The following is a 12,267-nucleotide window of genomic DNA, read 5'->3' as shown; positions in this document are numbered from 1 at the left end:
AGCGTGTCAGACAGCGAATCTACCAGCCAAACCCTGCGCGACCAAGCGATAGCCTGGCTGCTACGCTTGCGCGATGCGCCGGAAGACGCAGCAAGCCAACGCGAATTTGCAGACTGGCTGGCCGCCAACCCCGCTCACGAAGCGGCCTATCGGCAGGTGCAAGCGCAATGGGCCTGGCTGGAGCCTTTCAAGCAGCACAGCTTTCCGGCGCGCGACGCAGCCTTGCGTTATCGGCCAGCTACGCGTCCGTCTGTCAGGCGAAAATGGCTGGCTTACGCTGCGGCGGCGACCGTGTTGTTGACGCTCGGTTTGGCGATATTTTCCCCGCAAGGCTGGTACGGCCTGCCGCACAGCTACAGCACCGGCAAAGGCCAACGGCAGATCTTAGCGTTGTCGGATGGCACCGAGCTGGAATTGAATACCGACACGGAAGTACGAGTCCATTTCAACCATGCACAGCGCCAGGTGGACATGATTCGCGGCGAAGCCTTCTTTAAGGTGGCTCACGATGCCGAAAGGCCGTTTCGTGTGCAGGCGGGCAATCTCAGCGTGCGCGACATAGGCACGGCTTTTGATGTGTATAAGCAAGCCGACCGGGTCAGCGTGGCGGTACAAGAAGGCATAGTGGAAATGCTCAGCGAGGACGATCGCCGCGAACTGCATGCCGGGCAGCAATTAGCTTATAGCGACGACCAACGTTTTGTCGCAGCCGCGCCTGGCGATATTGCCGCAGCGACGGCCTGGCGCCAAGGGCAGCTGATTTTTAACGGCCGACGCCTGGCCGAAGTATTGGCTGAAATCGCTCGTTATCACGACGTCCAAATCCGCCTGCCCGACCCTAAACTGGCGGATCTTCGCGTCAACGGCAGTTTTCGCACCGAGCAACTGGACAGTATGTTGAATGCAGTGGCCACGCTATTGCCGATCAGTGTCAAACGAGTCGGCGAGCGCGAGATCGTGCTGGAAGCGGTTTCGGGCCAGCGCTAAAGAAAATTGGGACCACGGGTTGCTGTCGCTCCACCTAATGCTACTGTGTCAGATTACTCGAACGACCTTTCTAAGCCCGTCGTTTCGGCAGGGATTGCCGAAATCCAGACTCCATGGATGGATCGAAACTTACCAGCCATGGCACTGGGCACCCACTTCCCTGCGGGTATGACGCACCTTTTTTAGTAAGCTGACAAAGTAGAATCAGGGCTGTAAATTAATTGCCGTTTGGCTGGCGGCTTTTTTTCACTACCGCGTCTATGCCCATGAACCCTAAATTAATGGAGACATGGAGCATGACATTCACAATCAAACGTCTAGCCGCCGCTATCGCGCTGCTCTCGGCCCAAGCCTACGCCGAGGATGGCAAACAGCATTTCGATATACCGGCGCAAGCCCTAGCAGGTGCCTTACAACAACTATCCGCGCAATCCGGCACCGCGATGCTGTATGCGGAACACTCCACCAACGGCAAAACCAGCCCGGCGCTGCAAGGCGATTACACGATAGAGGAAGCTGTTCGTAAATTGTTGAACGGCAGCGGCTTAACTCACAGTATCAATGGCGACGGCACAGTGACCCTTAAACCGGCTTCAGGTGCCGGAGACGCCACGATGATGGGCGCGGTGACAGTGGTCGGCAAGGCGGCCTATGATGCTACGGATCCGTATAATCCGGATTACAACCGCCCCAACGCCACGACCGCCACCAAGACCGATACTCCGATCATGGAAACCCCGGTTTCGATACAGGTAGTGCCTAAGGCCGTGCTGGCGGATAAACAATCGATGACTTTGCCCGACGCAGTAAACGGCCATGTCAGCGGCGTATTGGGCCGCACGGGCGGAGGATTTTTGTATGACAACTTTATTATTCGCGGTATGGCTGGCTCGGGCTTTGGCGATGCCTATCGCAACGGCCTGTTCAATCGCCAGGATATTTACGACATTGCCAATATCGAGCAAGTCGAGATTCTCAAGGGCCCGGCCGCGGTACTGTATGGCCGAATCGAACCGGGCGGGCTAATCAATTATGTAACCAAGAAACCGCTGAATACTGCGTACTATTCTCTGCAACAACAGTTCGGCTCTTACGACCAATATCGTACCTTGATCGATGCCACGGGGCCGCTTGACGATAATAAGACGCTACTCTATCGATTCAATGGCTCTTACACGGATAATCAGTCGTTCCGGGATTTTGTCGGTAACGAACGAGTGTTTGTGGCGCCGGTTGTTACCTGGCGGCCGAATGAAAAGTTCGAAACTAATCTCGAGCTGGAATATAAACATGATAATTTCAACGCCGATTTCGGGCTTCCCGCGATTGGCAACCGCCCGGCAGCCATTCCCTTCGACCGCAGTCTAAAGGACGGATTTCAGCGCCAAACCGTAGAAAGTACCTTGGTGGGTTACGACTGGACTTACCGCTTTAACGACGATTGGAAAATCACCCAGCGTTATCTGTTTAAGGATTGGTCGCTAAGCGGTCCGGCCATTTTCAACGGTGGCTTACAGGCTAACAACCGCATTCTGAATCGTTCCGCCTCCGTGGGTGTACAAGATGTAATGACCCATTCCGGCAACATCGATTTGAACGGTAAATTCGAACTCCTGGGCAGCAAGCATAATCTGTTGGTTGGTGTCGACGGCTTTCACGCCACGACCGAGGCGCCATCGGCAAATGGCTCAGCTGCGTCTATCGACATATATAATCCGGTTTATGGGCAAGTAAACTTTGCCGCCTTGTCGACCTACAACAGATTCTTTTATCGTGAGGAATCATGGGTGGGCGCATACGCCCAGGACCAGATGACGCTATTTGATAAGCTGCACATTTTGTTGGGCGGTCGTTACGACAATGTCACCACGGGAGCCATTGCCTCGACTGCGTCCCTGGATGCGGCCAAAGCCGGACGGATAGAGCGGGAAGACAACGCTTTTAGCCCGAGAGCCGGTATTCTTTACCAAGTCCAGGATTGGCTGTCGGTTTACGGCAGTTACACTAAGTCTTTCAGTGCTAACAATGGTGTGAGTGTCGGCGGTACAAGTTTTGAGCCGCAGATAGGCAAGCAATACGAAATAGGCCTGAAGACAGAGTCGCATGACAAACGTTTTTCATCGACCCTGGCGTTTTTTCATTTAACCAAGAGCAATCTGCTAACCGACGATCCTAATGAAGCCAATCCCGACTACCAGATTCTGGCCGGAAAAATCCGCAGTAAAGGTATTGAATTGGATCTGGCCGGGCAAATTACCGAGCAACTGCATTTATTGGGGACGTATGCCTATACCCAGGTCAACTATGTGCAAAGCTTCAGCGGACTAAAAGGCAATCGCTTGGAGAATGTACCCGAGCACCAGGGCAGCCTGTGGGGCACCTGGCAGTTTACCGGTACCTTTAAGGCGGGCTTAGGTGCCGTTGCCGTTGGTAGCCGGCCGTGTGACACCGCCAATACCTGCTCGTTGCCCGGCTACGCTCGCGTGGATGCGATGGCGGCGTATAGCCCTCGCATTGGTCAACACAAGCTTACTTTACAAATGAACATCAACAATCTTTTGGATAAGGATTATTACGCAAACACGTCCGGTGGCCGTCACACCAGTATTCCCGGCTCACCCATCAGCGTATTGGGTTCGTTGAAATATGAGTTTTAAGTGACCACTAACTTGCTGTGATCGGGTTGTATTACACCTAATACTCAGAAGCATGCGGAGTTTGCCAATTCGCTTGAAAAATCTTTCGGGCTTAAGCTGGACAGTGGTTGCCGCCCCGGTCCGAAAGTTTCAAACTCAGTTTACAACTTTTTAATAACGTGCCGGACGGGTTTGCCGGACCAGGCCGCCCGGCATCTGCTGGGGACGACAACTTACTCATGTTGTCAGTCGCCAGGTGCTTCAAGCCTTGCCTTCCCTGAATTCATTCATATCGCGATTATCGACCCGGTCGTAAATGTCTTCGACGTTTAAGGTCAAAGCGATGGATTCGAAAGTCACCGCATCACCCAAAAAATAATATTCCGACAGCCAGTGCTTGTTCCGGCGCAGTACCTGAACCGAAACGATGTCCTGTTCAATCAACACATACTCCTGCAAGGACGGCAAATTGATGTAACGCAGCAGTTTGGTGGTGGTATCGGTTTTGCGGGTCGAGCGCGATAACACTTCGACGATAATCACGGGAGATGTGGAGAAAACATCGTCGCCGGCCATTTTGCTGCAATCCACCAGCACATCGGGATAAACGTAATCCTTACCCATCCGCACTTTGATGTCGGCCATGAACGTTGCACAGGGCGTACCCTCAAGGTGGTTGCCGAATTTACGGAGAATATTGGCCGAGATACAGTTGTGGTTATAGCCGGCCCCGGCCATCGCATAAATCCGGCCGTCGATATATTCGCGCTTAACGTCGGAATGGATCTCCGTGGTCAGATACTCCTCTTCGCTCAGATAAAAACTGTCTTGATCTTGCTGTAACGCCATGACTCGCTCCCAACTATGCTTGCGTTGCTTGATGATATTGTTAGGGACCTGGCCTGGGAATACAAGGGGGAATTCTCGGCTAACGGCAGCGGGATGGATCGCCGGATTACTTAGGCTTGATCACGCCGCGCTCGGCAATGGGCTCTGAGATTGACAATGTGGAAAACTGTGTGATTTGACGTATCTACAAGCGATTTTGCGTGATCTAACGCACCCGGTTCGACGAAAGCTCCCGCAGCCCATCATAAGCAGACACTTTTACGTGTAGTTCAAACAATTGTTTGCAAACGGTTTAATCGCAGCCAAAACCTATCTATCGATTTGAATTCGGCCAGCTGGAATGTTTTTTGCGGGTGATTCCATTCGGCCAACACCACCAAACCGGAATTGGTCCGGCTGCCATGCCGTTAAGTCCAGCCAAGCTTGGTAGCTTGCCTAACCGTTATCTTTTTCGTCACCGAGTCTTGTTAGTGCCTAAATCCAAACCCTCGCTGTTTGATCGGCTGTTTCAGCGGCATAGCCAGGAACTACGAGCCTTTGCCGGCCTGCGCGGCGGCAATGAGTTTGCCGAAGATTTGGTGCAGGAAGCGTATTTGCGCTTGATGCAACATCCCGAACCGGAATCGATCGACAATGCCAGAGCCTTCCTGTACCGGACAATTGCCAATCTCAGCGTCGACCAACACCGCCGCCAGAGTGTTCGCGACCGTTTTCATATCGAAACCGACGACGACCAGGCACTACATGACATAACGGCCGCCGAGCCGCTGCCCGAGGATCAATTGGCCTCCGAACAGGAACTGCAATCCTTGAATAGGATTTTATTGGAACTGCCGGAGACTGCCCGCAACGCCTTCGTGTTGTACCGGCTGGAAGGGCTGTCGCACAAGGAAATCGGCCATCGGCTGGGGATTTCCGAACGCAATTCCGTCAGGCTGGTCGGCTTCGCCGCGCAGCATGTGCTGCTGCGCTTCGACTCTACGGATGACTAGGCCCGTGACTGCTGGGTTTTTTCATTGTTTCTGATGCCGGATTTTAAATGTCGGGCGGCTAAAGGATAGAATGCCTGTGCTTAGCGCAACCCATCGCCCCCTTTTTAACATGCCCAAAACCGAAGCCTCGTCCGATCTGCAACAGCAAGCCATAGAGTGGATTCTGCGGCTGGATTCGGCTACCTGCACGCCTGAAGAGCGCCAGGCCTTCCGGGAATGGCTGGCACAAGGCGAGGACAGACAACGCATTTACCGGCAATTGGCCGACAAATGGCGCAAGCTGGATCGTTTCAAGGGCGGGGATTTTCCGGTGCGCAGGCAAGCGTTGAGTTACCGGGTGCCGCGCAAGCGTATGCGCCGTTTTACCGAACTGGCACTGGCCGCTTGTTTGTTGCTGGGTTTGGGCCTGGGTACTTTCTCCGAACAGGGCTGGTACGGTCATCGCAGCCACTATGAGACCGAACGCGGCGGCCGCCGGACCGTGCAACTGGCCGACGGCTCGCGTCTGGAGCTGAGCGGCAATACCGAGTTGAATCTGCGGGTCAACCGTTGGCGGCGTTCGGTCGAACTGGTCAAGGGCGAGGCATTTTTTAGTGTGGCTCACAACCCGCAACAACCTTTTGAGGTTAAGGCCGGCAACGGCACTATCGTCGACATCGGTACCCAATTCGACGTAAAGGTGCAAAACCGGCAGGTAGCCGTTGCGGTGGTGGACGGCGCCGTTAAAGTAGAAACCAAGGGCAGCCGGGAAATCAACGCCAATCAAGTACTCGGCTATGATTCTCAAGGCAATTTTCAGGACAGCCCGGACAGTCCGGCCAATCTCACTGCCTGGCTGCGCGGCCAACTGGTGTTCGAAAACCGGCGGCTGGACGACGTGTTAAGCGAACTGGAACGCTTTCACGACACACGTTTGACTTTGGCCGACCCAAGCTTGGCCAAGCTAAAGGTCAGCGGTACCTTCCATATCGGGAATCTCGACGGCGCGCTGAATATTATCGTGATGACCCTGCCAGTGAATATTCAGCGTCCGGCGCCAGGGCAGGCGTTATTGGTCAGACGCTGACCCCGATAGGCCCCGCTTTTCTTCCCGAATAAATTTTGGCGTCTTTTTCGGCGTGGTGCGTTTCATTCTGGAAACCCACGCAAAAGGAGAAGATGGATGAAGTTTTTAACACAACCGCTATTGTTCGGCGCCCTGTTGGCTACTGCTTGCGAAGTGCGGGCTACCGAAACCACCTACAGCTTTGACATCCCGGCCCAGGAATTGGCGGCGGCGTTGCCAAAACTGGCGGCGCAATCCGGCGTACAAATTTTTTACGCTCACGATAGCGTGGCCGGCCGCAATGGATCGGCGTTACGAGGCACAATGACACTAAACGAGGCTCTGAGCAGGCTGTTATCCGCCAGCGGCCTGAGTTTTGCGATTGCCGGCGACGGTTCGGTATCGATCAAGGCGGCGGGCAAGGACGCGACAATGTTACAACCGGTGAATGTTATCGGTCAGACGGTTTACGACGCCACCGATCCCTACAATACCGATTACAACCGCCCCAACGCCACGACCGCCACCAAGACCGATACCCCTATCATGGAAACGCCGGTTTCCATACAGGTAATTCCCAAAGCCGTGTTGGCGGACAAACAGTCGATGACCTTGCCCGACGCGGTCAACGGCCATGTCAGCGGCGTGTTGGGCCGCACCGGCGGTGGCTATCTGTACGATAACTTTATCATTCGCGGCCTGGCCGGCTCCGGGTTTGGCGATGCCTACCGCAATGGTTTGTTCAATCGTCAGGATATTTACGACATCGCCAACATCGAACAGGTTGAAATCCTCAAGGGGCCGGCGGCGGTACTGTATGGCCGTATCGAGCCCGGCGGCTTGGTGAACTATGTGACCAAGAAACCGCGCGACACTCCGTACTATTCTTTGCAGCAGCAGTTTGGCTCCTACGACCAATACCGCACCTTGATCGACGCCACCGGACCGCTGGACGACGATAAGACGCTACTGTATCGGCTAAATGGCTCTTACACCGACAATCAGTCGTTCCGAGACTTTGTCGGCAACGAGCGCTTCTTTGTTGCGCCAATTATCACCTGGCGGCCCAACGAAAAATTCGAGACCAATCTCGAGTTGGAATACAAGCATGATAACTTTAACTCCGACTACGGTATTCCGGCCATTGGTGGGCGTCCCGCGGATATTCCGATCACTCGCACGCTGAAGGATGGGCTGCAGCGGATGTTAATGGAAAGTACCCTGGTCGGCTTCGATTGGACCTACCATTTCAACGACGATTGGAAAATCACCCAGCGCTACTTGTTCAAAGATTGGTCGTTGACCGGTCCAACGCTCTTCAATTTTGGCGGCTTAGAGTTGGTAAATAACCGCTATATGCTCAAGCGCTCGGCACAGATAGCGGGACAAGATGTTATGACACATTCCGGTAATATCGATTTGAACGGGAAGTTCGAAATCCTGGGCAGCAAACATAATCTGTTAATCGGTGTTGATGGTTTTCGCGCCACAACCGATGCGTCTTCAATAAGTGGCCCGGCAGCTGCTATCGACATATTCGACCCAGTGTACGGTCAAGTCGATTTTGCCTCGCTAACGACGCCGAATGGTTTCTTCTATCGCAAGGAATCCTGGGTGGGAGCCTATGTTCAGGATCAGATTACCTTCTTCGACAAACTACATCTATTGCTGGGTGGCCGCTACGACAACGTCACCACTGGCTCGCAATTCTCCGCCAATTCCTTGGCCACAGCTCGAGCCGAGCGGCTAGAGCGTGAAGATAATGCCTTTAGTCCCAGAGTCGGTTTGTTATACCAACTTCAGGACTGGCTATCGATTTACGGAAGTTACACAAAGTCGTTCTCCGCCAATAACGGCGTAAGCGCCAGCAATCAGCGCTTTGAACCGCAGATAGGCAAACAATACGAAATCGGACTAAAAATGGAGTCGCAAGATAAGCGCTTTTCGTCGACACTGGCGTTTTTCGAATTAACCAAAAGCAATCTGCTGACCGACGACCCTAACCAAGCCGACACGAATTTCCAGATACTCGCGGGAAAAATCAGAAGTAAAGGTATCGAGTTGGACTTGGCTGGACAAGTTACCGATCAACTTCATCTATTGGCGACCTACGCCTACACTCAAGCCAATTACATCGAAGATTTCGACGGCTTGCAGGGCAATCGGCTGGAGAATGTGCCCAGGCATCAAGGGAGTTTGTGGGGCAATTGGCAATTCGATGAAGCCTTTAAAGCTGGCTTGGGCGTGGTGGCCGTTGGCAGCCGACCGGGCGACTCCGACAATACCTTCGTCCTGCCGGGCTATGCTCGCTTGGATGCGATGGCCGCTTACACTCATCGCATCGAACAACACAGACTGACCGCCCAGTTGAATATCAACAATCTATTAGACAAAGAGTATTACGCTAACTCGGATGGCGGTAGCCGCGGGGCTATCCCCGGCTATCCAATCAATGTGATGGGTTCGTTGAAATATGAGTTCTAAATCGGCCTTATCCGCCTGTCAATATTCTATACGAACGGGTGGTCGCGCCCGTTCGGCACTACTCATGCAGGGGCTGGGCCCGATAGCTCCGAGCCGCGAAAAACTGTTGAGACGTGTCAGAACTCCAACGCTAATTTGCCGTAAACACCACGGGAAATGGCGCTGGGTTGAACGAAACCGGATTCATCCCGATATTCCAAGCGTCTATTGTCCAGCAAATTTTGCCCTACTATCGACATTTCCAACGACGGGACAGGTTTCCAGGCTAGACGCGTATCGAAAGTGACATGCGGATTAAGCTGTTGAATACTGGCTCCCGGCGAAATATTGTTTAAGTCGAGAGCACTGGAAGAGCTGGTGTAACGAAGCCAAAAATCGACAGTGACATTATCCGCCGGATCGATAACCGCGCGCAGCGACAGGCTATGTTGGGGGCTGATAGCTGTCGAACTCAGTAAGTCATTATTCACCGAGGTATTGAGGAAGCTGTAATTGGTATCCCAACGCCACCGATCCGTCATTTGCCAAACCGTGGCTACTTCGAAGCCGTAAGTGCTGGCCTTACCCAAATTGACGAAATCAATCGGCTGGACCAAATGAAGTGAAGGAGTGGCAGACAAGTAAGAATTGCCCACAGAATAACTACGCATATTGTTGTAGTCGTTGTAAAAGCCCGCAATATCGATAGAAAACTGATTCGATAAGGTAAAGCGGTAGCCAAGCTCATATGACAGTTCCACTTCGGCTTTAAAATTTGGCATACCGTTATTGATAATGGCGACAGGTAAGGATTGTCCTCCCAGTAAGGGAATCTGCGGGCTCAACGAAACACCCTGCAAAGCGTGTATGTTTTGCTCGATTCTGGACGGCGTTCTGACCGCCCTGGAAAAGGAAACCCAAAAGCGTTGCTGGAGCGAGGGTGCCCACATCAGTTTCGCGGTTGGTTGACCTTCAAATCCTGAGTAATCGTTATGTTCGAATTTTGAGCCTATCGTCAGCCAAAGTGTTTCATCAATCAACGTGGCTTCGTCCTGCAAAAAAGCGGTGTACAACTGGGTGTTGCGCTTGTTCGGCGTAATATCGATAAGGCTAGTGCTCTCAAAATTGTCCAGATTGGCGCGATAGCCTAGGCCCCAAAGAGCATTATGTTTTGGATTCACTCTAAAACTATTTTGAAAATCCAAATTTAAAGTATCCAACAATTGCCGCGAAACCAGATAATCGTCACGTTTACTATGATCGTAATAAAACTGTAAGTTATATTCCGCCGTGGTGGAAAAAGTATGGGTAAAACGAGAGTTGATATTCCAACCCGATGAAGTATTCGAATTATTTTGAATATTTTCTTGAAAAGGCGGATTCAAGGTAGGAATCGTCAAAGCCTGCTCAACAGTATTACGGTATATATCGCCTTGTACGGTCAATTCGTCCCGATTGGAAAAGCGCGTATCTACCCGAAAACCGCCTTGTTGCATATCCCAACCGTCATTGGCCTTACCAGTGCCATCGGGTTTTTTGTAATTATCGCGGGCAAACCCTTTGATATAAACCCGTCCGTAAGTGTCTTGATTTAACTGCTTACCGTAACGCAGAGCGCCAAAACCGTTTTCTTGGCTACCGCCGCCCGCGGTTAATAAACCGCCCTGCGATTTACTCGCCTCTTTGCTGATAATGTTAATAACCCCATTCACCGCATTGGCGCCCCAAAGGGTCGCGGCGGGACCGCGAATTACTTCGATACGCTCGACATCTTCCAGCATAACATCCTGAGTATCCCAATATACGCCGGAAAAGCTCGGGTTATAGACGCTACGCCCATCAATCAAGACCAGTAATTTGTTGGCAAACACGCCGTTAAAACCGCGGATGCCCACCGCCCATTTATTGGCATTGGCTCTGGCGACTTCTACTCCGGGCGCCAAACGCAGTGCTTCCGGCACGCTGGTGACACCGGAACGTTTAATATCGTCATTACTGATCACAAACACAGCCGTTGGCGCGTTGGCTACCGTTTCCGCTTTTTTGGACGCAGAGGTTACTCGAGTTTTTTTTGCGTTTGAAATGACATGGACATTCAGTAAGTCGACCATATCTATATCCGTTGCATCTTGCCCTATTTCATCCGACCAAACGGGTTCGGCCCAAGTCAACGAAGAGACACACACGAGTAAAACTATAAGACACGGTACGTATTTCAATTTAATTGGATAAATTTTTAATGAAGGTATGCACCTTATCGAGGCCAATAATTCCGGCAGGGAAATTTCTCGAAATAGTAATTAAAATGATCAAATGTAAATAGAAAACCAAATCCGTGCAGCCACCCTAGCGCACGACTTCAAGAGACTGACGGGTGAAATCAGAAGCAATCTTTACATTGCGACAAGTCATGAAGAATAGTCGATTGTTAGAGTAATTAAAGATCGATCTCGAAAAACAGCTTGCGGAAATCGCGCCTCAAGAACTTTTCTTCGGCTGGTATTTCTGTGATCGGCAGCCGCTATACGGATATGGCAAAATTGTGGCATATACCGCGGGCCATGGATCAAATGCCCGATTATCGGCCGGCATCGAGACGGCATGTTTTACCCGCACCCCTAATCGCTATTGAGCTGTCTCCATCATGGCGCCGGTTTTGCATATCGGTTGATACCTACGCGCCGCTTTAACCGATGTTCAAATTTTCTCCAGACTTTGCCACAGACTTGATTCAGCAACACCGCGACGAGTTGCTGGGATTCCTGTCGCATCGCGTTAGCTGCCCGGACACCGCCGCCGATATTTTACAGGATGCGTTTTTTCGGCTGACTCAATTCGAATCCGATGACCAAATCCATAATCCGCGCGCCTTTCTGTACAAAATCGTCGACAATCTGGCCATCGACCATTTACGCAAGAGCCAGCGGGAGCAAGCGCGCCATGCAGACGAGGAAGAATTGCTCGATCACGCCGATGCCGCGCCGGGCGTGGAACGACAGCTCTACAGCCAACAACAGCTTGAGCATTTGAAACAGGCTATCTCCGAATTGCCACCGCGTTGCCGGGAAGTGTTTATCCTGCATAAATTCAAGCACAACACGTATTCGGAGATCATGCGCGAGTTGGGGATTGCGGAAAACACCGTGCTCAAACATATCGTCAAAGCGCTGGAGCACTGCCGGCGGCGGATGCGGGAGCTGGAAGCGGATGGCGGAAACCAAGCGTGATAGCTATCGACATGCCATCGGTTCAAGCCAAAAATGGATACTGCGCCACGAATTGATCGTCTCCTGAT

The 12,267-nt window shown here is 52.2% G+C and carries 8 protein-coding genes; 6 read left to right on the top strand and 2 right to left on the bottom strand.

The annotated features are described in order from the left end of the window. Positions 1-3: 3 nt before the first annotated feature. Entirely contained in the window at positions 4-987 is a 984-nt protein-coding gene (locus tag EBA_RS00365) for a FecR family protein (RefSeq protein ID WP_229427814.1), read from the top strand. 296 nt (positions 988-1,283) lie between these two features. Then, positions 1,284-3,644, top strand: a complete 2,361-nt coding sequence (locus tag EBA_RS00360; RefSeq protein ID WP_192372186.1) for a TonB-dependent siderophore receptor — start codon at positions 1,284-1,286, stop codon at positions 3,642-3,644. Positions 3,645-3,884: 240 nt separating this feature from the next. Here EBA_RS00360 and EBA_RS00355 read toward each other — a convergent pair whose 3' ends face one another. After that, positions 3,885-4,472 (bottom strand): Uma2 family endonuclease, encoded by a 588-nt coding sequence (locus EBA_RS00355; RefSeq protein ID WP_192372184.1) that lies wholly within the window; start codon positions 4,470-4,472, stop codon positions 3,885-3,887. Positions 4,473-4,942: 470 nt separating this feature from the next. Between EBA_RS00355 and EBA_RS00350 the strand changes: the two genes are divergently transcribed. The 3 genes from EBA_RS00350 to EBA_RS00340 all read left to right on the top strand — a co-directional run bounded on the left by EBA_RS00350 (position 4,943) and on the right by EBA_RS00340 (position 8,993). Continuing rightward, positions 4,943-5,464, top strand: a complete 522-nt coding sequence (locus tag EBA_RS00350; RefSeq protein WP_229427813.1) for an RNA polymerase sigma factor — start codon at positions 4,943-4,945, stop codon at positions 5,462-5,464. 109 nt (positions 5,465-5,573) lie between these two features. Further along, the gene (locus tag EBA_RS00345) at positions 5,574-6,530 is read left to right on the top strand and encodes a FecR family protein (RefSeq protein ID WP_192372182.1); all 957 of its coding nucleotides are present in this window, start codon (positions 5,574-5,576) and stop codon (positions 6,528-6,530) included. 96 nt (positions 6,531-6,626) lie between these two features. Continuing rightward, positions 6,627-8,993: a TonB-dependent siderophore receptor gene (locus tag EBA_RS00340; RefSeq protein ID WP_192372180.1), complete on the top strand. Its 2,367-nt coding sequence runs from the start codon at positions 6,627-6,629 to the stop codon at positions 8,991-8,993. 116 nt (positions 8,994-9,109) lie between these two features. On the opposite strand, the gene EBA_RS00335 is transcribed toward EBA_RS00340, so the two are convergent. Further along, positions 9,110-11,083, bottom strand: coding sequence for a TonB-dependent receptor plug domain-containing protein (locus EBA_RS00335; RefSeq protein WP_192372178.1), 1,974 nt, complete (start codon positions 11,081-11,083; stop codon positions 9,110-9,112). Between the two features lie 582 nt (positions 11,084-11,665). Between EBA_RS00335 and EBA_RS00330 the strand changes: the two genes are divergently transcribed. Continuing rightward, the gene (locus EBA_RS00330; protein ID WP_192372176.1) at positions 11,666-12,199 is read left to right on the top strand and encodes an RNA polymerase sigma factor; all 534 of its coding nucleotides are present in this window, start codon (positions 11,666-11,668) and stop codon (positions 12,197-12,199) included. Positions 12,200-12,267: the final 68 nt, after the last annotated feature.

The sequence above is a fragment of the Methylomonas albis genome (assembly GCF_014850955.1).
Lineage (GTDB): Bacteria > Pseudomonadota > Gammaproteobacteria > Methylococcales > Methylomonadaceae > Methylomonas > Methylomonas albis.
This window is presented reverse-complemented; position numbering and strand designations above follow the sequence as displayed.